At 41.6% G+C, this 23,206-nt stretch carries 20 protein-coding genes; 9 read left to right on the top strand and 11 right to left on the bottom strand.

What is annotated here, in order from left to right:
- Positions 1-15 precede the first annotated feature (15 nt).
- From H1R81_RS17060 to H1R81_RS17040, 5 genes are all read left to right on the top strand, one after another.
- Entirely contained in the window at positions 16-1,392 is a 1,377-nt protein-coding gene (locus H1R81_RS17060; protein WP_181841961.1) for a HAMP domain-containing sensor histidine kinase, read from the top strand.
- A 200-nt stretch (positions 1,393-1,592) separates the two neighbouring features.
- Positions 1,593-5,144 (top strand): gliding motility-associated C-terminal domain-containing protein, encoded by a 3,552-nt coding sequence (locus tag H1R81_RS17055; protein WP_181841960.1) that lies wholly within the window; start codon positions 1,593-1,595, stop codon positions 5,142-5,144.
- Between the two features lie 139 nt (positions 5,145-5,283).
- Entirely contained in the window at positions 5,284-5,739 is a 456-nt protein-coding gene (locus H1R81_RS17050) for a DUF4920 domain-containing protein (protein ID WP_181841959.1), read from the top strand.
- Positions 5,740-5,824: 85 nt separating this feature from the next.
- Positions 5,825-7,105, top strand: coding sequence for an amidohydrolase family protein (locus H1R81_RS17045; RefSeq protein WP_181841958.1), 1,281 nt, complete (start codon positions 5,825-5,827; stop codon positions 7,103-7,105).
- 173 nt (positions 7,106-7,278) lie between these two features.
- Positions 7,279-9,510, top strand: coding sequence for an ATP-binding protein (locus H1R81_RS17040; RefSeq protein WP_181841957.1), 2,232 nt, complete (start codon positions 7,279-7,281; stop codon positions 9,508-9,510).
- Here H1R81_RS17040 and H1R81_RS17035 read toward each other — a convergent pair.
- Positions 9,497-10,603, bottom strand: a complete 1,107-nt coding sequence (locus tag H1R81_RS17035; protein WP_181841956.1) for a hypothetical protein — start codon at positions 10,601-10,603, stop codon at positions 9,497-9,499. The genes H1R81_RS17040 and H1R81_RS17035 overlap by 14 nt on opposite strands.
- Before the next feature lie 193 nt (positions 10,604-10,796).
- On the opposite strand from H1R81_RS17035, the gene H1R81_RS17030 reads away from it, so the two are divergent.
- Positions 10,797-11,363, top strand: a complete 567-nt coding sequence (locus H1R81_RS17030) for a Crp/Fnr family transcriptional regulator (RefSeq protein ID WP_181841955.1) — start codon at positions 10,797-10,799, stop codon at positions 11,361-11,363.
- 73 nt (positions 11,364-11,436) lie between these two features.
- Positions 11,437-11,859, top strand: a complete 423-nt coding sequence (locus H1R81_RS17025; protein WP_181841954.1) for an rRNA adenine methyltransferase — start codon at positions 11,437-11,439, stop codon at positions 11,857-11,859.
- Positions 11,860-12,039: 180 nt separating this feature from the next.
- Here the strand turns inward: H1R81_RS17025 and H1R81_RS17020 are convergent, their stop codons facing one another.
- Positions 12,040-13,977 carry a M1 family metallopeptidase gene (locus H1R81_RS17020; protein ID WP_181841953.1) on the bottom strand — a complete coding sequence of 646 codons (1,938 nt, stop codon included), beginning with the start codon at positions 13,975-13,977 and terminating at the stop codon, positions 12,040-12,042.
- Between the two features lie 247 nt (positions 13,978-14,224).
- On the opposite strand from H1R81_RS17020, the gene H1R81_RS17015 reads away from it, so the two are divergent.
- A complete protein-coding gene (locus H1R81_RS17015; protein ID WP_181841952.1) occupies positions 14,225-15,220 on the top strand; it encodes an SMP-30/gluconolactonase/LRE family protein in 996 nt (331 codons plus the stop codon).
- 2 nt (positions 15,221-15,222) lie between these two features.
- On the top strand, positions 15,223-15,609 hold the full coding sequence (locus H1R81_RS17010) for a DUF1398 domain-containing protein (protein ID WP_181841951.1): 387 nt from the start codon (positions 15,223-15,225) through the stop codon (positions 15,607-15,609).
- A 48-nt stretch (positions 15,610-15,657) separates the two neighbouring features.
- On the opposite strand, the gene H1R81_RS17005 is transcribed toward H1R81_RS17010, so the two are convergent.
- The 9 genes from H1R81_RS17005 to H1R81_RS16965 all read right to left on the bottom strand — a co-directional run bounded on the left by H1R81_RS17005 (position 15,658) and on the right by H1R81_RS16965 (position 23,090).
- On the bottom strand, positions 15,658-15,852 hold the full coding sequence (locus tag H1R81_RS17005) for a hypothetical protein (RefSeq protein ID WP_181841950.1): 195 nt from the start codon (positions 15,850-15,852) through the stop codon (positions 15,658-15,660).
- 2 nt (positions 15,853-15,854) lie between these two features.
- On the bottom strand, positions 15,855-16,994 hold the full coding sequence (locus tag H1R81_RS17000) for a hypothetical protein (protein ID WP_181841949.1): 1,140 nt from the start codon (positions 16,992-16,994) through the stop codon (positions 15,855-15,857).
- Positions 16,995-17,083: 89 nt separating this feature from the next.
- Positions 17,084-18,226, bottom strand: coding sequence for a hypothetical protein (locus H1R81_RS16995; RefSeq protein ID WP_181841948.1), 1,143 nt, complete (start codon positions 18,224-18,226; stop codon positions 17,084-17,086).
- 86 nt (positions 18,227-18,312) lie between these two features.
- Positions 18,313-19,131, bottom strand: coding sequence for a hypothetical protein (locus H1R81_RS16990; RefSeq protein WP_181841947.1), 819 nt, complete (start codon positions 19,129-19,131; stop codon positions 18,313-18,315).
- Between the two features lie 153 nt (positions 19,132-19,284).
- Positions 19,285-20,010, bottom strand: coding sequence for an SDR family oxidoreductase (locus H1R81_RS16985; RefSeq protein WP_181841946.1), 726 nt, complete (start codon positions 20,008-20,010; stop codon positions 19,285-19,287).
- Positions 20,011-20,073: 63 nt separating this feature from the next.
- The gene (locus H1R81_RS16980; protein WP_181841945.1) at positions 20,074-20,301 is read right to left on the bottom strand and encodes a DUF3820 family protein; all 228 of its coding nucleotides are present in this window, start codon (positions 20,299-20,301) and stop codon (positions 20,074-20,076) included.
- A gap of 96 nt (positions 20,302-20,397) precedes the next feature.
- Positions 20,398-21,771, bottom strand: a complete 1,374-nt coding sequence (locus tag H1R81_RS16975) for a Gfo/Idh/MocA family protein (protein WP_181841944.1) — start codon at positions 21,769-21,771, stop codon at positions 20,398-20,400.
- Positions 21,772-21,931: 160 nt separating this feature from the next.
- The gene (locus H1R81_RS16970; RefSeq protein WP_181841943.1) at positions 21,932-22,315 is read right to left on the bottom strand and encodes a DUF3037 domain-containing protein; all 384 of its coding nucleotides are present in this window, start codon (positions 22,313-22,315) and stop codon (positions 21,932-21,934) included.
- Positions 22,293-23,090: a HipA family kinase gene (locus tag H1R81_RS16965; protein WP_181841942.1), complete on the bottom strand. Its 798-nt coding sequence runs from the start codon at positions 23,088-23,090 to the stop codon at positions 22,293-22,295. Before H1R81_RS16965 ends, H1R81_RS16970 begins: the two co-directional genes overlap by 23 nt.
- Between the last annotated feature and the right edge of the window lie 116 nt (positions 23,091-23,206).

Below are 23,206 nucleotides of genomic sequence, written 5' to 3'. Positions count from 1 at the left end.
AATACATACCCAAATATGCAAATACGTACTAAGATAGCAATACAATTTACGATAATAATCGCTTGTATTCTGATTATATTCTCGTTGGCTGTCTATTATACTTCTGAAAATTTCAGAAAACAGGAGTTCTATAATCGCCTGCATGATAGGGGGATTCTGACCGCTCAGCTGCTCAAGGAATTAAAAATAACCGAAAAAGATAAGAAAAAACTGCGCGATGCCAATAAGTCTATTTTAGGAAAACTGAATGTAGAAAAAGTGTTGATGTTTAATGATAAAGACGAGTTGGTGTATGCCAGCTATGAGGCAGATTCTATTTTATATAATCCGGGTTTTCTGAAAGATGTCAGGCAAAAGAAATATATTGAAACAAGCGATTGGGATAATCAGGTAACAGGCTCACTGTATATCGACGAAAACGGCAAATCGTATGTAGTAATAGCCGAAGCTACTGATATTTATGGTAGAGAAAAGCTACAGAATATACGAGATACACTCATTACGAGCTTTGTGATTGGTATAACACTCACAATTATTTTAGGAATTATTTTTGCCGGGCAGTCGCTTAAACCCATTGCCGGAATCAATGAGGAGATTACCAATATTACCGCCTACAACCTGAAACAAAAAGTAAATGTAGGCAATAATAAAGACGAAATAGCACAGCTCGCCAATAATTTTAATAAAATGCTTGAGCGGCTGGAAACTTCTTTTGAACTACAGAAAAGTTTTGTATCAAACGCCTCTCATGAATTAAGAACCCCTTTAGCTGCCCTTAAATCGGAGATTCAGATTGCTCTGGAAAATGAGCGGACGGGTGACGAATATAAAAATATACTTAAGTCGCTACTGACTGATACACAACGCCTGATACAACTGACCAATGGACTACTACAACTGGCAAAGTCAGAAAATCAGGAGAACAATATGGCCCTGAAACCTACCCGTATTGATGAGATACTGTTTAAGGCGCAGGAAGAGATTTTAGGGCTTAACGCTGATTATAGAATAGCGGTAGATTTTGATGATATACCTGACGATGACAAATGGGTGACGGTTAACGGGAATGAAGCCCTGCTGTTGACTGTTTTTACCAATTTATTGGATAATGCCTGTAAGTACTCGATGCAACACGAGGCAGAAGTAAAGATACGTTTTGATGAAAAACAATGTATTGTTGCGGTAAAAGATAATGGAATCGGGATTCCTGAAAGTGAACTGAGCAAAATTTTTGAGCCTTTTTACCGCACTCATAATGCCTCGGGGTATCGTGGACATGGAATTGGCTTGTCGGTGTGCCGGAGAATCATTGATATACATCAGGGAAAGATTGAAGTACAAAGCGAGGTGGGTAAAGGAAGCGTGTTTGAGGTTACATTGCCGCATTTGTAGTTTTTTGCTTTACTCTACTTCAACAGAAAAGGAGTGGAGGTAGTAGAATGAAGATTATATTTTTTAATGTGGATTATTGCTGTTATATGGAAAATATAATTTAATTTAGCTGAAAAAAATCTGCTGCGTTTTAAAAGCGTACTTCTACCTTAAATAAATTTTGACCTACTTTTTAACCTACGCTATCAACACAGATTGGAATGAGATATTTTTACTTTTTTTGTTTCTTCATTATTGCTATTGCTGAATCAAAAGCCGCCCCGAACAAATCAGTGAAGTTTATCCATAATGAGGGGCAGTGGGAGACCTCTGTACTTTTCAAGGCAGACCTTCCGGGAGGGTATCTGTTAGTCAAGCGTACAGGAATACAATATGTTTTTTTTGATACCAAAGCTCTGGCCGCTTTGCATGCCGGAGGGATAACAAACGATAAAGGCGCAAGAGTGGCACCCGGGCCCATTAAAGGGCATGCGTTTGAAATGACCTTTCAGGATGCTAATCTTACTCCTGTAATAGAAACCGCAGGTAAAAATACTACAATTTATAATTATTTTATTGGCAATGACCCAGGCAAATGGCGGGGGGGAGTCTCGGCCTATGACGAGATTTATCTGAAAGATATTTACCCCGGTATTGACTTCAGATTATATAGTTTCGATCAATCGCTCAAATATGAATATATAGCCCGACCCAAGGCTGATGTGTCGAAAATCAGAATGAAATATACAGGGCTTGATGAACTGAGTATTCAGAATAAAAAACTCAGCTACCAAACCTCTGTAAATACTGTAACAGAGTTTGAACCTTATTCTTTTCAGGTAATTGGCGGAAAGACCGCTGAGGTTAAATCGGGATTCAGGTTACGAAACAATGAAGTGCAATTTGAGTTTCCTGAGAAATATGATGCATCGCAATCTCTCACCATCGACCCCGAATTAGTTTTTTCGACCTACTCCGGCTCAAAATCAGATAACTGGGCTCAGACGGCCACTTATGATGCAGACGGCAATCTGTTTTCTGGAGGTTCGGTTTTTGGTACTGATTTTCCGGTAACGAATGGCGCTTTTCAGGTTAATGGGGATTCCGGCAGTATGTCGAACGGGATGAATAACCCTAAGGGTTATGGCATCACAGACGTGGTAATTATGAAGTTCAGTACTGATGGTTCTCAACTCTTATATGCTACTTTTTTGGGTGGAGATGCCTCTGACGTGCCACATAGCCTGATTGCCAACTCTAAAGGAGAGTTAGTGATTTTTGGTACTACAGCCTCTGGAAATTTTCCGACTACGGGTGCTTCTTATCAGAAAAAGCACGCTGGTGGTAGCCTGTTTGGTGTGTATGGGTCTATATCGACGGCCGACGAAGATCCTAATTTTACAGGGATAGGGTTTGAACGGGGCAGTGATATTTTTGTGGCAGTACTGAGTGCCGATGGAAGAAGACTGGTAGGTAGTACTTATATGGGTGGTAAAGCCAATGATGGATTTAACGATACCCGTGCGTTGATTATCAAAAACTATGGTGATGAGTTTCGGGGTGAGGTGGTAGTTGATAAAGACGATAATATTTACTTTGCTTCTATTTCGGCCTCGACCGATTTTCCACTGGTAAATGCAAGCCAGACTACCAAAGGCGCAGGTTACGATGCGGTGGTTTGTAAACTCAACCCGACCTGCTCACAGCTCTTGTGGAGCACTTACCTGGGGGGCAATAATTTTGACGGAGCTTATGGAATAAAAGTTGATGATGCCGGAAAGGTATATGTATGCGGGCAGACATTCAGTGCTAACCTGCCAACTACACCAGGAGTACACGGGCAGGCTTATGGAGGTAGTGGAGATGGATTTATTGCCAAATTCAGTGCTTCAGGTGCCATTGAGCAAATGACCTATATGGGTACAGACGAAGCAGATGCCAATTTCTTTCTCGAAATCGATAACGACGATAATGTCTATATATTCGGGCTTACACAAGGCAGCTACCCGGTGTCTGATAATGTTTATCGCAATGCCAATAGCGGGCAATTTGTGCATTGTCTGGATAAAAACCTGTCTAAAACCATCTTTTCTACAGTGGTAGGTGCAGGTAGAGGCAGGGGGCGTATTGATATTGTACCAACGGCCTTTCTGGTAAACGACTGCGGGAATATTTATCTGGCAGGCTGGGGCGGGAAAGTAAACTCATCGGCCTCTAAAAACCTGAATCGCTTTAGTACTACCACAGGGCTACCTGTCACTGCCGATGCCTATCAGGCTACTACCACAGGTAGTAATTTTTACCTGATGATTTTAGAGAAAAACGCAAAGTCATTGCTTTATGCTACTTTTTTTGGCTCGGCTGCACCAAAAGACCCAACAGGAGAAGTAGGCGACCACGTAGATGGCGGCACCTGTCGGTTCGATAAACACGGGTATATTTATCATAGCGCCTGCGCTTGTCTGTCGCGTGGTGAAGATCATATTGCAACTTTCCCAATTAAAAATGCGTATCAGCCACAACACATGAGTACCAACTGTAATATGGCAGCTTTTAAGTTTGAAATTGATGCGTTGAGAGCCAATTTTGAAATAAAAAATGAAGCAAACCGCCCTGTAACAGAAATATGCGCCCCGGCAAAAATTAATTTCTATGACCTCAGTAAAGGTGCAAAAACCTATGAATGGGTAATCAATGAAAACGTGATTACACGAACCAAAGATATGATAGGGTATAATTTTACAGAACCCGGCACTTATACTATCAAACTGCGTATTTTTAATAAAATCACTTGTCGTACTACAGATTCTACCATCAAGACACTCCTGGTAAAAGGTTTTATCGCCAAAGCCAGCGGCGATACGCTGGTTTGTCCTAATTCTCCTGTACAGCTAACTGCACAGGGGGGCGAGAAATACACGTGGTCGCCATCGGCTAATTTAGATAATTCTTCAATAGCCAACCCTATTGCCAAACCCCAGAGTACCACTAAATACACGGTAACGATTGAAAAAGATGGTTGTGTAGTAAATAAAGAAGTAACAATTAAAGTAGAAGATAATAAACCGGATTTTCTGGCTAATGGAGGCAAAGAAATATGTGCAGGGCAGACTGTTGAATTGAAAGCTACCGGGTATGGAATCAAATTTACGTGGTCTGGGCCAGAGGTACAAGACTTGCCGGGTACAACTATTACAGTTACGCCTACTAAAACCAGTACTTATACTGTCACGTGCGAATACCCCGATGGTTGTAAACCAACCCGAAGTGTAACTGTGAAAATTGATGATACATTTCAACCGGATTTTGATTACTCCATCACGCAGGATTGTACAAAACCTTATGAACTCACTTTTACTAATAAAACACAGAATGCAACTGAGTTTAAGTGGGGTATGGGTAATGCCGATACGCTGAATGGCCTGATACCCCAGAGTTACCGCTATACTAAAAGCGGCACTTTTCAGGTTACACTTAAGGCTTATAACAAGATAGGGTGTGAGTTATCAGTGACCAAAAGTATTGATGTACCTGAAAATGATGGCAAAGTGCCGAATGTGATAACTCCAAATAATGACGGAAAAAATGATAACTTTGTAACCGGATTCAAGGACGTGACCATAGATATTTATAACCGCTATGGCAAACTGATTTATGAATCGAAAGATTATCAGAACGACTGGGGTAAAGGTATGCCATCGGGTACTTATTATTATATATTCAGTACGCCGTCGGGCTCTACCTGCAAAGGTTGGGTAACAGTAATTGATTAATCAATTTTTTACTTAACTTTGTACTAAATATCTAAAATTGCTGTTTTTAAAAATATCATATGATAAAATCTTGTGATTGACAGTTGTTTATTCTAAAAAAGTGTAATCAGTTTTATCATCAAAATTAATTCTATCAACAATGAAAAAACTTATTTCAATTCTTGTTATCTTAATTACTGTAAACATTTCGTTTGGTCAGAAATTCGACAGCTTTGGTGAAAAAATAGAAGCTAACGGAGCATTGCCAGCAACAGAATTAAGCAAAAAAGCTAAAGAAATGCCCGCTTTTGAAAGCAAGGTGTCGGGCGTGGTTGAATCAGTATGTCAGGTAAAAGGCTGCTGGATGAAAGTAAAATTAGATAACGGCGAAACCATGCGGGTTACTTTTAAGGATTATGGTTTCTTTGTGCCAAAAGATATAGCCGGAAAAACAGTAGTATTTGAAGGCAATGCCAAAACCAAAACTACCTCGGTTGATGAGCTTCGCCACTATGCCGAAGACGGAGGTAAAAGCAAAGAAGAGGTTGCCAGAATTACAGAACCAAAAACAGAACTTACCTTTGTTGCTAATGGAGTACTGGTATCGAAGAACTAAGGGATTTGATAAAATTTTAAGCCTCTCTGCACAACAGAGAGGCTTTTTTATTTATATTTACACCATACCTAAACTAAACTCATCAATGAAGAAAAGCTACCTGTTAGCCCTCTTACTGGGGGTATCTTCCACCACATTTGCACAACGCACTCTTATTCATTGCGGTACACTGATAGATGGTATCAGCAATACACCTAAATCGCAGGTGACGATTGTGGTAGAAAAAAATCGTATTGCCGATATACAGAATGGCTATACAGCTGCTCAGGCCACCGATAAAGTGGTTGATATGAAAACCCGTACCGTAATGCCGGGCTGGATTGATATGCACGTGCATATAGAAAGCGAAACCAGCAAAGACCAGTACCTGAAACGTATGAGTAGCAATATGGCTGACGTTGCCTTTGAATCGCAGAAATATGCAGCTACTACACTCATGGCGGGCTTTACAACTGTAAGAGATTTAGGCGGTAGCGGCGTAAATATTTCAATACGCAATGCTATTAATAAAGGTCTGGTAATTGGCCCGAGAATTTTTACGGCTGGTCGCACGATTGCTACGACCGGTGGGCACGGTGACCCTACCAATGGTATCAGCAATACCTATTCTGTACCTGATTATGTGACAAATGGCGTGGTTGATAGCCCCGAAGGAGGTCGTCAGGCAGTACGCCAACGGTATAAAGATGGGTCTGATTGTATCAAGATAACCGCAACCGGGGGTGTTTTGAGTATTGCCAAAAACGGAAAAGGCCCGCAATTTACAGAAGACGAAATCTCGGCGATTGTCTCAACAGCTAAAGATTATGGTTTTCATGTAGCTGCCCATGCACATGGTGCGGAAGGAATGAAACGCGCCATCAGAGCCGGAGTAACTACGATTGAACATGGTACTTTTATGGACGATGAAGCTATTGAACTGTTCAAAAAGCATGGAGCGTATTATGTGCCGACCATCATTGCCGGAAAAACGGTAGGAGATTCGGTAAAAGTGCCGGGGTATTATCATCCATTAGTTGTGCCCAAAGCCATTGAAACAGCCAAACAAATTGCTGAAACTTTTGCTAAAGCCTATAAGGCAGGGGTGAAAGTGGCATTCGGGACAGACGCCGGGGTGTTTCCGCATGGATATAATGCCAAAGAGTTTCAATATATGGTAGAAGGCGGTATGCCGATGATGGAAGCTATTAAATCTGCTACGATTGTGAATGCGGAAATTCTGGGTATGAAATCAGAATTAGGCTCTGTTGAAAAAGGAAAACTTGCTGATATTGTAGCCGTTGAAGGTGACCCGTTGAAAGATGCCAAAGTGATGATGAATGTAGCATTGGTAATGAAAGAGGGGAAGATTTATAAGGAGAAGTAGCAGAGGTGAAAAATATTTTATTTTACCCCTGGTCATAAGCCGGGGGTTTTGTTTTTTTAAGAGAAAACGCTTAATAACTTTTTGCAAAAAACTTGATGCAGAATGAATAATTCGACCCTTTAAAACGTAAATTTACTATTCGATTGGAATTTTCATCCAAACAACGGCATGCCATGAAAAATATTAGCTTCTATTTTTCAATAGTTCTGACCCTCCTCTATTCCAATAGCTTTGCCCAATCGGTTCGCTTGCCTGATCTGAATGATACTTTTAAGGCGGCTGACCTTGCCCGTAAACCCGTGAATGCCGATAGTATTTTTGTGGCTACTAAAAGGTTGTTTTACACACTTGAACACAAAACCAGAAACAGGACAGAAGATACCCTAATAGTGTTGGCCACAGAGCGACTGGCCTATATGTATTATAATAACCGGATAGCACAGAAAAACCCTGATTCGATGATGCGTTATGCGGAAAGATTATTGAAATATGCCACCCATATTCAGTATAATGCCCAGATTTTCAAGGCCTATGATTATATAGGCATTGCTTACACCATTAAAACAGATTACCAGAAAGCACTGGATATTAGTCTGGAAGCCAATAAAAAAGCCGAGAATCTGAAAGGGGCAGATTTAATACTGGCTACTTATTCATTAACCCGCATTGCCAGTAGTTATCAGCTCTTGCGTGATTACGAAAACGCCCTTATTTATCATAAAAAAGCCTTAGATATTATAAGTATCTGTCAGGCCAATGATTATAAAATGGGTATTGCCAAAGAAAAAATCGGTAAATGGGCTTTGAGCTATGCGTATAAATATGATGATATAGGTGTGATTTATGCCGAACAAAAGCAATTTGCCGAAGCACTGAAAAATTACCGGAAGGCATTGGATTATATCCATGAGGGTAAGCTGTCTACTTCTATTGAAATGGTTACATTGATGGAAATAGGCCGTTGCCTTATACATCTGGATAGAATTGAAGAAGGAATAGCTAATGTCAAAAAAGCTGTCAGGTATTTTGAAGAAACAAATAGCCGATTTTATCTTTTTGCTTGTTATACTTATCTGGCAAAGGCGGCATATTTATCAGGAGATTATTCTTTAGCTCTGCAATATACTACCAGATCAGAGTCATTGGCGCAGGCGGCAATGGCTATCAAACACGAAGCTGATAATTATGAAGTGCAGTATCTGTCTGCTAAAAAACTGCAAAAATATGATTTAGCCCTGACAGCCTACGAAAGATACAATATCATGAACGATTCAATAAGTAATCGTCGGAAACTGACACAGGTGTTGGGGTTGCAGAAGAAACTGGAGACAGAAAGAGCCAAAGCAGAGTTTGAGCGACAGGAATTATTACAGAAGGCGATTATCGATTCATCGCTGCGGGCAAATGAAATTTTACTACTTAAAAGCCGTAATGCGGAAGCTGAAAGGTTGGCACTTTATGAAAAGAATGAGAGAGACGAACTGGCAAGAAAGTTTCAGATAGAACAACTGAAAACCTCATCGGAAAAGACAAGACTTTTACAGCAGAATCGTATCGAAAACTTGTCAGCCGAAGCCGAAAGAAAACAGCAGACTCAGCAATTCTTGTGGGTTGGTGTTGGTTTGCTTGGGCTGCTACTGCTATCTCTGGCCTGGAACTTCAGGAATATACAGAAACGGAAAAAAGAAGCAGAATTGCTGAACGAACAACTGGAGCAAAAGGTAAGGGAAAGAACAGCAGAATTGCAGAAGTCTTATGATGAAATCAAGGAAGCCATGCAGCGTGGGCAAACCATTGAGCGTAAACGTATGGCCGCAGACCTGCACGATAATTTAGGTAGTTTACTGACGGCTATCAATATATCGTTAGATAATATCAGCCCCGAACACCTGTCTGAAAGAGAGCAGCAGATTTATGCCAATATATTATCTATGACTGAGAATGCTTATTCGGAAGTCAGGATTCTCTCACATAATCTGATGCCCGAAGAACTGGAAAAAGAAGGTCTGGCGAATGCACTTAAACGCATGATTCAGAAAATCAATCATAATCAGCGCATTTATTTCGACTTGGTAATTGATGAATTAACGTATCGTAATAAAAATATTGATCTGAATATTTACGTCATTTGTCTTGAACTGATGCAGAATATCATCAAGCATTCAAAAGCTACTGGCGCTACGATTTATCTGGCTCAGAAAGGTAAGGATTTGCTATTGGAAGTAATAGATAACGGACGTGGCATACAGGAAAACCAGCAGAAAGGCATTGGACTGAAAAATATTCAGGGTCGCGTTGAGGCTATAGGAGGAGAGCTGTTTATTGGTTCAGAATCGGGCAAAGGCACTAAGTTTACGATTTTAGTGCCTTTGGGTCAGAATGAATTGCTGGTTAATAGCCGATAGCCACGCAGTTCCATCTGATACTATAATCTAAACTGCTATTATCTGTGTTTATCAATTTTGCATTGCAAGTAGTATCTCCGTTTGTAGTATTTAAGGAACAGCCACTTAATACCAGTATTACCCGGTGTAATTCACCTGCCGTTCCGCCTGACAAATCAATATCTCCAACCATAACATAAGGTGTTGAAGTAAAACCTCCTGCAAATGTCACTGTAGTAGAAGTTGATGCATGTGCTGCTAATGCTACATGAATGTAGTCTGTGGTAAATCTGAATATTCTGAGATTTTGAGAACTACTGGCATTGTAGGCTACTCCTTTACCGCCTTTTATTGTTGCTACTCCACTCACAGATAGATTGTTATACCCATAAATTGAGCCATCTACCTCTAAATAATCACCAATGAATGAGGTGCTGGCAATGTAAGCACCGCCAGATATGTAAGTACTGCCTCCCACACTTAATCTGTATGTAGGGGAGGTTGTTCCGATGCCTACGAAACCGCTACTTGTAACTGTTATTCTATCTAAACCTCCCATAGCCAGATTCCATTTTGAGGTACTGCCATCATAATAATGATAAGCTCTTGAACTGTCGTTGACCGAATAACCATAAAAGGCCTTTCCGGTGGTGCTGCTGGCATCTATATACATACCTTCCAGATTAGTACCTCCCAGATTTCCTCTTACCGTCAGAAAAGTATTGGCATTAGTCATTGTTGAAGTACCCACACCCACTTGTCCGCTATGATGCAGCACACTCCCATTAACCCCCCACTGATTACCTAAAGAAGCTACCTGCCAGGACGAACCATTGTGGTAGTTGAACTGATTGGTGGAAGTATTATAGATTAGTAAACCTGCTGTCGGAACACTGATAACATCACGGTTAGCAGTTGTCATACGAGGCAATAAAATGCCTTTATTAGTACTTCTGATATCCAGAATGGCAGTAGAATGTGGAATTTCATTACCTCCGATCGTGCTGATGACTGTTCCATCGGGTGTATCAACTACTTTTGCTGTCTGAGCAAATATGATGTTTCCTGACAAGATAAATGCAAAGCATAAGTAAAGTTTTGTAGATGTTTTCATGGGTGGTTTTTTCAGCAAATATCTTATCCTGCTTTTTCAATGTCAATCACGGTTTGCCGTGATATTTATCTTAATCGGATTTATATCAGATTTCCAGAATATCTATTAAAACAATATTAACTCAAACAGTTTCTGAAATCTGACTTTGATTAATAGTAATTTTAAAGGCAAGAATTTCATAATACCTGATTGCGTGAAAGAAAAACTCAGAAATTACCTTCGAATCAATACAAAGCTTAACGATGAGCAAATCGATTCAATAGCCTCTTATTTTAAGCCAAAAACTATAAAAAAGAATACTTTTTTGCTTTCTGAAGGAGAGATTTGTAAGGAATTATATTTTGTTCATAGCGGCTGCATCCGTACGTATTACCTTACAACACAAGGGCATGAGAAAACAAGATATGTGGCCTTTGAGGGTTCTATTGCGACTTCCATTGCCAGTTTTATCTCACAACAACCCTCGCTTGAGCTGGTTGATGCCTTAGAAGATTCAGTAGTATATGTCATCAGCCATAAAGATTTTCATGGATTAATAGCCGAATTGCCAGCCTGGGCGGAGTTTTATAGAATGCTGCTGGAAATGGCTTATCTCTATCAGAATAAGAAAATAGAAAATCTGGTAACGCTTTCGGCGAAACAACGCTTTGATAAGCTAATGGCTGAAACGCCAATTTATATTCAAAGGCTTTCGAATAGGATTCTGGCTTCATTTCTGGATATAACGCAGGAAACCTTGAGCCGATTGAAATCTAAATAGTTTTTTTGATGTATATCAATGCTTCGGGGGTATAAGACCTATTACTATTGTAGCTCATTAATTAATAATTATAATGCAGTTCGACAAAAACAACAAAATCGTACAAATGTGCGGACAAGGCATGATGTTGGAGGGAGAAGGAAAAAAAGAAGAGGCGCTACAACTTTTTCAGCAAGCATGGGATGAAGCAGCCAATGATTTTGAGAAATTCACCTCAGCACATTATGTAGCGCGGCATCAGAAAACCATAGCTGATAAATTGAAATGGGACGAAACAGCCTTGCAGCATGCCTTGAACATCAATGATGATTCGATAAGGGCTACGTATCCATCTTTGTATTTAAATATTGGAAAATGCTATGAAGACCTGAATGACTTTGCTAAGGCCAGAAAAAATTATCAACTGGCTCTTTCATTTGCCGATTTATTGCCTGATGATGGTTATGGGAAGATGATTAAAGGAGGAATTTTAAATGGTATTGAGCGGGTCAAATAGCTCACCACGGCCTACGGTGTCACGCATATACTCATCCAAGAATGCGCCGGTAGGCTTAGCTCCTATATTTTTACTTTAGGATTTTCCTGTAGAGTCAGAGAGATTTCTGAGTGCATTAACCGTGGCACAGCCAATCTCGGACGAGTAGTAGCCGTGCCACGGTGGATATAGCTGTTTATCTTATCTTGGCCAAATGTTGTCTTTAATGTCCTTATCAGGGAATCGGCCATTCGGGTCTAAAGTGATTTGTCTGATTTTTCGTTTGCCGAAATTCATTTCAGCTTCAAAGGTACGATTACCATCAAACCAGACCGAAACAGGCCAGGTTACGAGAGCGGTATTGGCATCAAGCATTTTAGCATTGGCCGGTGTTTTAATAGCCGGACCTTCCGGCTCGAACTCAACTTTCAATACCACAGGCGAAGGCATTTCTCCGGCCTGATGTACTGTTACAATGGTTTTATCTTTGTTAGTCTTTACCTCCTGAACAGAGCCATTTACCGATTCAGTAGTAAATAACCAGTAATACCAGAACCAGTCAAGATTCTGGCCAAGTGCATTATTCATGAAATACATATAATCCCAGGGGGATGGGTGTTTGAAGCTCCATACGCTGGCATATTCTTTCATGGCTTTCATTACGGCTTCATCACCTACAATACCTCCTAACATAGAAAGCATCAGAGGAGTTTTGCCGTAGGTCTGGAACCGATACCCGCTACCTGCATCATTGGCACTCCACATCATTGGAGCTTCGTCCTCATCGCCGCTTTGTCTGCCATAGCTTTGGCCGAGGCCATCCAGTTTATAAGGTACACCTTTGCTATCAGCGCCTGACAGGATATTCATATACTGGTTGAAGCCTTCGTCCATCCAGCCATAGCGGGTTTCATTATTACCTACTACCATCGGCCACCATTGATGCCCCGTTTCATGGTCGGCGGCTCCCTGATTAGAGTTTATCACCATCGGATACTCCATTCCTGCACTCGGGCCATCCTGCAAAGTCATTTGTGGGAAAGGGTAGGGTGTCCAGAGGGCAGAATAAAACTCTAACGCATGGCGGGTAATTTCTCCTGCCTTTGCAAACATTCTGGCTCTTTCGGGCAGATAATACATATAAACAGGGATCGGCCCCTTGCCCGGAATGGTGGCACGTGTGGCTTTCCAGACGAATTTCCCGGCTGTAGCCCATGCAAAATCGTTTACTTTATCGGCCACAAAATGCCAGGTAAGTTTATCACCGGGGGCGGTCGCTTTGCCTGCTTCTTCTTCGCTTACGATTGTTATTTCATCGTTGCTATTCAGAACAGTTGTTAAACGTTTTCTGGTTGTTTCATTTAAAACCTGTTCAGGATTTTGCAGCACACCAGTACCACTTACTATCCAGCCACCAGGTACGGTGATGCTTACATCAAATTTGCCGAAATTGTTATAGAACTCTGCGGGCCCCATATACTGGCTGGTTTCCCAACCTCTCAGGTCATCGTATTTGGCCAGGCGAGGAAACCATTGCGTAGGCTGAAAAAGTCTGTCATCAAAACGTTGGGTCATACGGTGTCCTACACCATTTGGCCCACCCGGTAATTTGGTATGCCAGGCTATTTCTACCTCTGCGTTTGTTCTGGCCTTGATAGGTTCTTTCAAGGTAACGGTGGCAATAGTTCGGTTCAGCCCTCTTATGGCTTTTTGGTCAATCTCTGCTCCGGCTATTTTGATACCTGTTACTACCATACCCTCGGTGGCTTCTGCAGGAGTTGAAAAACCACGGGGTACTTCCGGGCGGAAAATGTTGTGATCGAGGCGCAAAACGAGATTCCTTAAATCTTCATTGCTGTTGTTATGCACCAATATTTTTTCAGTGCCTGTAATAGTCTGGGTAGATGGGTCAAGGCTTGCCTGAATGGTATAATCAGTTTCCAACTGCCAGTAGTTTGGCCCTGGTTTACCGGAAAAATCACGTGTACCTGCCGCAAAAGCCTTACGGATTGAGTTGGTCATGGGTACATCTTGTCGGATTGTACGTCTGGTAGTTTCGATTGCCGTTCGTTGCTGAACAGTTTGTTGGGCAAAAACAGCCGAAGAGATAAGTAGTAGAACTCCTGATAGGGCTCGCATAAGTTTGTTGAGGTTTTAAGAGACCCTAAATAAGCAAAATAATAGGAAAGTGGCAAGTTAAAAGTGATTCGCCTGCGGTGTTATACCTATCCTATCTAACGAAGGTGTTGTAAGGTTAGTAAATTGAATAGGCTTGCGCAAGGAAGGAGCGTATTTAAAATAGAAATTTTGTATGATTGAATAACTATTTCAGACTCATTTATGAACGGGAATAGGGAGTACATGGTTAAAGCAGGCAGATTTGCGCATGCACATTTTATTAAGTACTTTTGAAAAAGAGCTTTACTTCCTGTTTCAGCCAAAATTATCCCAACCAATGCAAAACCTGCTTCTATTTTTACTCCTTTTCCTGACAATTATCAGTTGCCGCACACAATCAGACTCTCAAACCGTGAATCTGACTTTTGAAAAAGACCTCATACCTGAAGGAATTGCAGTTGATGCCCGATCAGGTAAGTTGTTTTTAAGCAGCCTCAGAAAAAACAAGATTGTAACATCGGAGATAGACGGCCGCAATGCAACTGATTTTATTGAAAGTAACCAATACGATTACCAATCCGGTTTCGGAATGACCATCAAAGGTGATACTTTATATGCTTTGAGCAATAGTTTACAAAAACAGAATAACACTTCCGTTTTGCTGCTATTAAATACAAAAACCAGGCAATTAATTGCCCGGTATAAAACAGATATTGCGCCATACGGGTATCTGAACGACCTGGCAGTGAGTGCGTCTAACCAGATTTTTGTTACGGACTCTGAGAGTAATAAAATCTATCTTATCAAACGACCCGATAAAAATATAGAAGTGTATTTAGACACAGTGGCCGTAGGACATTCTAACGGCATTGCTATTTCTGACGATAATACCAGACTATATCTGGCATCGGTCAACGGAATCAGAGTGGTAGATGTGCAGACAAAGAAAATCCTCAATCAGCCAGATAAAGCATCAGCAGGTATTGATGGTATGAAATTTTACCGGAATAGCCTGATAGGAATGGTAGAAAAAGGATTAATGAGGTATTTCCTGAACGAAGACGGAACCAAGATTGTGGGCATTAAAGAATTAATTCATTTTGATGCAACTTTTCAATCACCGACCACTTTTGATATTGTGGGTGATACCGTCTATTTCATAAAAAATGTGCAATTAGCTAATTTTAATGACCATACCAACGAGGTAATTGATACCAGAAAGTTAGAATCGCTCGTTTTATTAAAGTATAAAATTGAAGATTAGCTATGTTCACACTTGACCAAATCAACGAAATCCATAATAACTTCGGCAAAAAATCTACCTTGCCTCAGTACCTCCATGCTTTAAATGAGATAGGTGTCATGAAATATGATTCATTCATTACTGACGGGCATTCGGAATATTATGGAGCCGAAAATCAGCTGTTGGTTTCTTCTGCCATACATGAAAAACTTGCTATTGCTGAAACGAGTAACCTTGAAGCCCTGAAAATACATTTGGAATTGCACGCGCAGGGCAAGACCGATTATTTTCAGATGATACAGGGGTTAGCTGATAGTGGAGTAGAAAAATGGACATTCAATACCAGCCAGCTAACCATTGCCTACTATGACAAAGCAGGCAATGAATTGCTGGCAGATGAAATAGACTGAGCTGTTTTATTCAGGCCCTACAATCAGAAAACTCCGGGTGTCTGTACTTTATATAGTTTTCTGATAACAATGGTACATTTTGTTGCCGGTAGTGTTAAGTACCTGTTTCCCTTTTTCTATTGAATTACATGTGGCCAGAGAGGTAACTCTGGGTACACTAAGTGCATCGGGCAAAATAGTTGTGGATTGAGCATAACTTCCTAATGGAGTAGCAAAGCTGAGTAGCAGGATTAGTTTTTTCATGGTTATCTATAAATTACAAAATAGAAGGGCTGGTCTATAAAGGCGAAACTGTTATTATTACTGAAACCGTCTTTCAGATACACATGACACTCGCCGTCTGAACAACCTGCTGAGGCCACTATCTGGGCATTGGAGCTATTAAGGGTTACGATAATAGTAGAGGTATAGAGAATACTCGCATTATAAATAGTATAATGCCCCGTCGATGTATTTTCAGAGGTAAAATTACTTGAACCTGAGGCACGGTCGCCACCAAAGCTTACTTTCCCGTAGCAAAGCGGCAGAAAACTCCCTTCTGCCACATTGGTCTTGGTAATTTCTCCGGCCATTGCAATACTGCCCAATATCCTTACATTGCCCTGCACATCTAATTTCTCTTGCGGTGTAGTGGTATTAATACCCACACGGCCGCCATTTGTAGCAAACAGAATACCATTCAGACCAACAAAATCGGCAGAATTACCCGAAGTTGCAATGTATAAATTGCCCGAAGAAGCCGGCGAAATATACCCGACATTAGCACCACCATAATTAAAATACATCCTGCCACCTCCGCCACTCCCATCTACTTCTATCTGGTCAGCGCCATGGGTTCTGATAATGAACCTACCTCCTGAATTGCTACTGTTTACGCCGATTCTGAGGTTATCACTGGCTAACTGAATAAACCCCTTGTCGGTATAGGTAGCACCTGAAGCCTCTTTTTGTCTGAACTGAAAAGTAGGGTTCACACCATCGAAAGTAATTCCTGCCGAGGCTGTAGAGGTTCGTACATGAAGTTTATCATCTGGCAAAGTTGTTCCGATTCCTACATTGCCTGAAACCTTGCTGTACTGATTATCGTTGAATATTTTCCAGCCCAGATCCGATTCATCAGCCAACCGATACCAGTAGGCCGTATTATACCAGTAAAATCCCTTATCACTATTGGCATTGACAGTATTCTGAAACACCAGCAGACCATTCAGCGGGTTACTGATTGCTTCTCGCTGGGATTTTGACATAGCTGGTAAAATAAAACCATTTATGGTACTGCTTGAATGAAGAATGGCAGTATTTGAAGTGGGCGAAATAGTGATACTTTGCCCTATTAATGGCAAACTACAAACAATGTAGAAAAGTAAGGTGAATAGTTTTTTCATGGACATTTTTTATACAAATCTCTCATGAAAAGAAACCGGAATCAATCACGGTTTGCCGTGATATTTTGCTTTAATACGAAATTTTCAGGCTATTTTGGACCAATAGCTACTAAATTCCAGGTACCGCTAAAGGTAATCTGGGCATCGCTTGCATTGTAAAACCTGAGCCTGGCAGAGTTGTTAGTTACCGCTACGACCGTTACAATAACTTTGTAATATGACCCAGACTGATTTGTAACATCGGCAATATATACCACAGGCTTTGAAGAAAAAGTAGCAATAGGTATTTCGTCAGAGATAAATGTACTAAAGGCCGTAAGGGTATATTCAAAACCGACTGTGCCTGTGTAATATTTCAGTTGTGTGCCGTTGGTATTCTGGATAATACCTTTGTCTTCCCCGACAAATACATCCCGTTTTACTTTTACATTTCCATCAAAATATCCGGCGTTTCCATAAAGTCCTGAACCATAAATACCATATCCTTCGGTGCCGTAGCTATAGCCATATACTGCATACTTTGTATAACTTGTCCCATATACCCCAATGCCATCTACCGATTGTCCACGAACACCGGCATCATCTTTACTCAATCCATGCAACCCGAAGCTTGTTTCACTTTCGGCTTTAACTGCCGACCAGCTTTTACTTTTGGCATAAAGCCCATAACCGGCTGTGCTTTCTGCCCAGACACCAATACCAGTGCCAGTGCCACCCATTTCTGCCGGAAAGGCCAGACCTTTTACACCGATTCCAGCATTAGGAGTAACCCCATAAACGCCAATGCCTGTGCCTTCGTGGCGCCCAAAAACCCCAGCACCTAAGGCATTGGTACTTTTATTCTGAGCAAAAACGGCAAAATTGTCAATATCCGGTGCTGTATGAGAGGCTACTGCCTGAATCCCTATGGAGAGTGCATTGCCCTGGGTTTCGGCATAGATAGCTCTGCCATTGCCTTCATTAATAATTCTGAAGAGGTTTGAATTGGTATCACCTGTGCCCGAATAGGGGAGCGTAAACCCTCCGCCAGTCATTTCCTGCCAGTCGGTGCCATTACAATAATAGGCTTTGTTATCGCTGGTGCGATAAACCATTCTTCCCATTTCATTGCTGGTGCAGGTAACTAAAGTAGCTACTTTGGGTAATTCAATCCTGTTTGGGAGCATCATCGTTGATTGTGCAGAACTCAGTAAAGGCACAAAGATGATGCAGAAATAGCTAAAATTTTTCATGGACATTTTTTTACAAATTTCTCATGAAATGTAACCGGAAGCAATCACGGTTTGCCGTGATATTGCAGGCAAAGACGATAGATTTATTAGTTAGTGGTAGTTTCAAAGATTTCAGACAAGTCAGATTTTAGTGTTCTGAGCGATATAATAAAGGCAATGCCGCAAAAGGCCAGCGCATCAAAACAGCTTGATACCTCGTTGGCTCTTGAAGCATGGGGGTCTTGAATGGCTCGTGGAAGATGCAATAAGAATACCCATAGAAATAAAGCAATACTGAATAACATTGCAATGGCACCACGTCTAATTTTTAAAGTAATTGCCATGCCAGAGGCTATTAATATGACGCCACTCAGGCGTGTCCAGAAAACAGGGTCAGGAAAATAAGGCGGAACAAGCGTAGATACTCCGTCTGTATAGAGAAAATGAGCGATGCCAAAGCTAATCATAGTGACTGAAAAGAATAACGGCCCGAATGGAATAAACTTTTCTGAAAATTTAGCGAAAGCTGAATGGTTTGAATCTCTTTTATCAAAAGAACCCGCCATCACAAATGCACCTCCTGCCAGAGCAAGTCCTTTTAAAGCATTTGTCCACACACCAAGATGCAGGCTACTATTGGGGTCACCAAAAAGCTCATAAGGAATCTGCACAAACAAAAACAGAAACAAAAAAACACTGCCTGTAAGTAACGAGGCTTCTCTGGCTTTTTTGCCCCATATAATAGCACCGCCTGCCACAATCAGACAGATTCCGAAAAGATATGCCCAGACAGGCAGTAACGGCAGATACGATTGCCATGCAGGCAACTGCACGGTACGGAAATCGGCATACCATAATTGTTGCAGACCATAAACTACTATTGCAATTCCATAAAACCATTGACCAATACGGGCGGGTGTCTTCATCGTTATTTGATTATTTTTCCGATAAAGATAGTAGCAGATGCAGCCATAGCGGTAGTCAAAAGACAACCAAAGTGTATCAAAAGCCGTTCAAAATGAGATTTAAGTGACAGATTTAAGTATAGGCGCATTGGTTACACCCATACTTAAAAAATATTATTTACCCGGCGGCATTGATGGCCTTACCTCTACCTTACTTGGCAAAGTACGGGCAGGCATTTTAATTAAATCAGAAACAATCTGCCCGATGTCTTCCGGTTGGATTTTCCAGGCGTCTTTTTCAGTTGGTGTATGGTTGTTGAAATAGGTAGCCACAGAACCAGGCATAATGGTAGAAACTTTTATGCCTTCGTTTCGCAGGTCCAGCATGAGGGCTTGGGTGAAACCTACCAGACCGAATTTGCTGGCATTATAGGCTGTTCCTTTATCGAAGAAATTTGCTCCTGCCAGACTGGCAATGGTAATGAAATATCCTTTCGATGCTTTGAGGGCTTCTAAAGTTGTTTTGGCAGTATAGAATACACCTGTCAGGTTAATATCAATGGTATTATGCCATTGTTCTAATGTAATATCCTGAAAAGGCACCAGATGACCTACGCCTGCATTGGCGATTACGTAATCGAGTCTTCCCCATTTTTCAATAATGGCAGCAACTGTTTTTTGTTGAGAGGTAAAATCTCTTACATCTGAAACCATTGGCAGTGCATATCCTTCTTTGATTTTATTTAGTGCAGCGGCTGCTTCCTCGACAGCTTCCTGCGAACGGCTCGTGATGGCTACCCTGATTCCTTCTTTGATTAGTACTTCGGCTACGCCATAGCCAATACCTTTTGAACCTCCGGTAACAAGGGCTGTCCGGATAATTGTTGTGTTGTCAGACATACAAGTATAATAAGTTTTATTAGCCTATAACAGTAGCCAGTAGCAGATAGTTTGGAAGAGCTTTCAGATTTTTCTTTCTTTCAATGGCTTGAGCAGATATTCAAGCCCATTGAGTTTGATTTCGTACATAGTAGCCAGCAAAGTTCCAAGTTTCCCTTCCGGGAAACCCTCTTTTTGAAACCATAATAGATAATGTTCTGGCAAATCGCAGATGAGCCTGTCTTTGTATTTGCCGAAAGGCATTCGGAAAGTAACAAGTTCTTTGATGATGGCAGAGTTTGCTTCGTTCATTTTTGTTTGAATTAGATCCCATCCCCAGCCCTTCCCCAACAGTGGGGAAGGGAGCGAAAACCCCTCTCCCCATTGTTGGGGCGGACGTTGCGCGGTTTACTTCTTCTTCATTTTCATTTCAATCGGATCCCAATACACTATTTTATTATCAAAATAGCTTAGATTACAAGCCAATGCCGGAGCTGCAGCACGGAAACCAAAGATTGGGTCTTCGATGGTTTTCTGGCTGTTGACACGCATATTATCAAAGAAATTCTTGAAGTGTTTGGCATGTGCATCGTCACCTTGTGGGGTGTCAAACTTCACTTCTTTTACAGGCTCTGCTTTTCTGTCGGCTTCCGAATATTTGGCATCGTATTCTTTCAAAAACTCTTTTTGTGTAGCTTCTGCAAACGTTGGGTAGCTTTCGCCATTACCATAGCCCGGTGCTTTAGGCAATTTACGTTTAGTAAGTGTCAGCCCCTGCGCACTCCATTGAATTTCTCCTTCGGTACCTACAACCCGTGTTACGTTTTTGATAGCGCCTGCATTGGCGAAGTTTACTCGTAATACCGCCTGAAATTTCTTGTGTTTTTCTGTTTCAGGATAATCTAATACGGTTACCATTACATCAGGTACATCGCGGCCGTCTTTCCAGTAGCTTAGTTCGCCCGATGAGAATATTCTGTGAGGCCCGATGGCACCCGTTGCATAGTGCATACCTGTAATGAGATGCACAAATAAGTCTCCGGCTACACCCGTGCCATAATCCCGGTAATTTCTCCAGCGGAAGAAACGCGTAGCATCAAACGGACGTTTGGGGGCATCGCCTAAGAATCTGTCCCAATCGATGGTTTGAGCCGAGGCATCCGGTGGAATAGAGTAGGTCCAGGCACCTAAAGCACTGAAACGGTCGTAGGTTGCTTCAATAAAGTTCAACTCACCGATTTCGCCTGCCTGTAATAGTCTTTGTGCTTCGGCATAAGCCGCTCCACTAATAGGCTGGCTCCCAATCTGCATTGTTTTACCTGTTTTTTGCCAGGTTTCTATTACTTTTCTGCCTTCATCAATGTGTTGTACCATTGGTTTTTCGCAATACACGGCTTTCCCTGCATTCAGAGCCGCAATAGAAATATGGTCATGCCAGTGGTCAGGCGTAGCAATAATCACCGCGTCAATGTCTTTACGGTTTAATATTTCTCTGAAATCACGTGTCGTGAAAAGGTCTTTGTTATATACTTCTTTGCCTCTTACCAAACGGCCATCGTACAAATCGGCCGCAGCTACCAGTTCTGCTTCGGGGTTGCGTAGTGCTGCTTTGGTATCAGAATTTCCCTGAATACCCAGACCGATGGTAGCAATACGGATTTTGTCGTTTGGACTTATTCTGAGGCTTTTAATAATATTGAATGGTTTGGCAAAGGATTCAGTAGCCATCAGGACTGAGGCTGCGCCAATCCCTTTGATAAACTTCCTGCGTGAAGGTGTCATAATGGATGATTGCTGGGTTAAATACGTGAGGGTATAAATTTAGGGGTAGATTGGATTTAATGCAAATAAATCTGTTGTTGTTTTGGTTATTCCCACAATGCATAATAATTGGTAGAGACAGGGTAATGCCCTGTCTCTACGTTTGCTATAAAAATGAGAATTATAACACCAACTGCTCATACAATCTGTCTAATGTTTCTTCCGGTTCAATACAAAAACCCGGATGGATTTTTGAGGTCTGAATAATAGTACTACGGGTAGCCGTCAACCACCGGAAACGGGAGGCAATGGGTAGCATACCAATTGGGCCGCCGTTTTTACCACCCATACAGATACGCTCTAAGGTGTGCAGGTATGCAGCCAGTTCTGAAACTTCCAGACTGCACGAAAAAGCCTTTAATCGTGCTTCGTCCAGATGATACCTGACTTTCAGAAAGCCTTTTTTAGGGCAATAGAGAATCACCCCTACATTGAGGAATTCTTCTCTTTCGACCAGTGGTACAATACGGACTACGGCATACTCATATAAGTAATTTTCTTGCATTCTGTGCTTCGTTAACAAAGTTCTGGGAGTGTGATACCCGTGATTCTAAAAATTGCGCATATACGGCTCGTCGTTCTTCTGCTGATTCCTCAGATGATGGGTCTATTAACCATTCATCGGGTACTAAGGCTACAATATTTTGTATAAGCTGTGAGGTGACTAGCTGGCAGTATTCTTCGTTTACCTCTGCTATTTCAGTGGCAAAAGGGAGTAGTACATGATCTTTTACCTGCACAAACGGGCGGAGCGATTGCTCTTTCCAGTTGTCCCATGAGTGGTGGAAATAGAGCGAGGCGCCGTGGTCTATCAGCCAGAGTTCCTTGTGCCACATGAGCATATTGGTATTGCGGGCGGTACGGTCAACATTGGTTAACAGACAGTCTAACCAGACAATCTGTGAAGCTAATTTTGGGTCGACTACATTAAGCACGGGGTCAAAAGTAATTGCACCTGATAGGTAGTGCACACCCAGATTGAGACCTACGCTTGCTTGCAGCAAATCCTGTATTTCTTCGTCGGGTTCGGTTCTGCCAAAGGCTTCGTCGAGGTTGGCAAAGACCATTTCGGGCATACGTAAGCCTAAGGCACGGGCGAGTTCTCCGCCTATGAGTTCAGCAATCAGGGCTTTTACTCCCTGGCCTGCACCACGGAATTTGATTACATAGAGAAAATCGTCGTCAGCTTCGGCAATAGCCGGCAACGAGCCACCCTCTCGCAGGGGGGTAACATAGCGGGTGATATTGACGGTTCTTAATTGCGCTTCGACTGTGTTCATTGTGTTTCTTTTAACTCATGGGCAAAAGTAGTGAAAAATGTATCACGATTTTTTAAATCGTCTCTTGACAAACCTGACGATTTTCTAATTCGTCGACAGGACGATTTGAAAAATCG

Source organism: Emticicia sp. BO119 (assembly GCF_013912375.1).
In the GTDB taxonomy this organism is placed as follows: Bacteria; Bacteroidota; Bacteroidia; order Cytophagales; family Spirosomataceae; genus Emticicia.
The sequence above is the reverse complement of the archived record's forward strand: the minus strand, read 5'-3'. Positions and strand labels throughout refer to the sequence as shown.

Bases quoted from the DNA above. Each gene is read 5' to 3' on its own strand.
- H1R81_RS17010 (WP_181841951.1), top strand. From the start codon at position 15,223: ATGTTCACACTTGACCAAATCAACGAAATCCATAATAACTTCGGCAAA.
- H1R81_RS16970 (WP_181841943.1), bottom strand. From the start codon at position 22,315: ATGCAAGAAAATTACTTATATGAGTATGCCGTAGTCCGTATTGTACCA.
- H1R81_RS16990 (WP_181841947.1), bottom strand. From the start codon at position 19,131: ATGAAGACACCCGCCCGTATTGGTCAATGGTTTTATGGAATTGCAATA.
- H1R81_RS16995 (WP_181841948.1), bottom strand. From the start codon at position 18,226: ATGAAAAATTTTAGCTATTTCTGCATCATCTTTGTGCCTTTACTGAGT.
- H1R81_RS17040 (WP_181841957.1), top strand. From the start codon at position 7,279: ATGAAAAATATTAGCTTCTATTTTTCAATAGTTCTGACCCTCCTCTAT.
- H1R81_RS16980 (WP_181841945.1), bottom strand. From the start codon at position 20,301: ATGAACGAAGCAAACTCTGCCATCATCAAAGAACTTGTTACTTTCCGA.
- H1R81_RS17045 (WP_181841958.1), top strand. From the start codon at position 5,825: ATGAAGAAAAGCTACCTGTTAGCCCTCTTACTGGGGGTATCTTCCACC.
- H1R81_RS17025 (WP_181841954.1), top strand. From the start codon at position 11,437: ATGCAGTTCGACAAAAACAACAAAATCGTACAAATGTGCGGACAAGGC.
- H1R81_RS16975 (WP_181841944.1), bottom strand. From the start codon at position 21,771: ATGACACCTTCACGCAGGAAGTTTATCAAAGGGATTGGCGCAGCCTCA.
- H1R81_RS17005 (WP_181841950.1), bottom strand. From the start codon at position 15,852: ATGAAAAAACTAATCCTGCTACTCAGCTTTGCTACTCCATTAGGAAGT.
- H1R81_RS17015 (WP_181841952.1), top strand. From the start codon at position 14,225: ATGCACATTTTATTAAGTACTTTTGAAAAAGAGCTTTACTTCCTGTTT.
- H1R81_RS17000 (WP_181841949.1), bottom strand. From the start codon at position 16,994: ATGAAAAAACTATTCACCTTACTTTTCTACATTGTTTGTAGTTTGCCA.
- H1R81_RS17060 (WP_181841961.1), top strand. From the start codon at position 16: ATGCAAATACGTACTAAGATAGCAATACAATTTACGATAATAATCGCT.
- H1R81_RS16965 (WP_181841942.1), bottom strand. From the start codon at position 23,090: ATGAACACAGTCGAAGCGCAATTAAGAACCGTCAATATCACCCGCTAT.
- H1R81_RS16985 (WP_181841946.1), bottom strand. From the start codon at position 20,010: ATGTCTGACAACACAACAATTATCCGGACAGCCCTTGTTACCGGAGGT.
- H1R81_RS17035 (WP_181841956.1), bottom strand. From the start codon at position 10,603: ATGAAAACATCTACAAAACTTTACTTATGCTTTGCATTTATCTTGTCA.
- H1R81_RS17055 (WP_181841960.1), top strand. From the start codon at position 1,593: ATGAGATATTTTTACTTTTTTTGTTTCTTCATTATTGCTATTGCTGAA.
- H1R81_RS17050 (WP_181841959.1), top strand. From the start codon at position 5,284: ATGAAAAAACTTATTTCAATTCTTGTTATCTTAATTACTGTAAACATT.
- H1R81_RS17020 (WP_181841953.1), bottom strand. From the start codon at position 13,977: ATGCGAGCCCTATCAGGAGTTCTACTACTTATCTCTTCGGCTGTTTTT.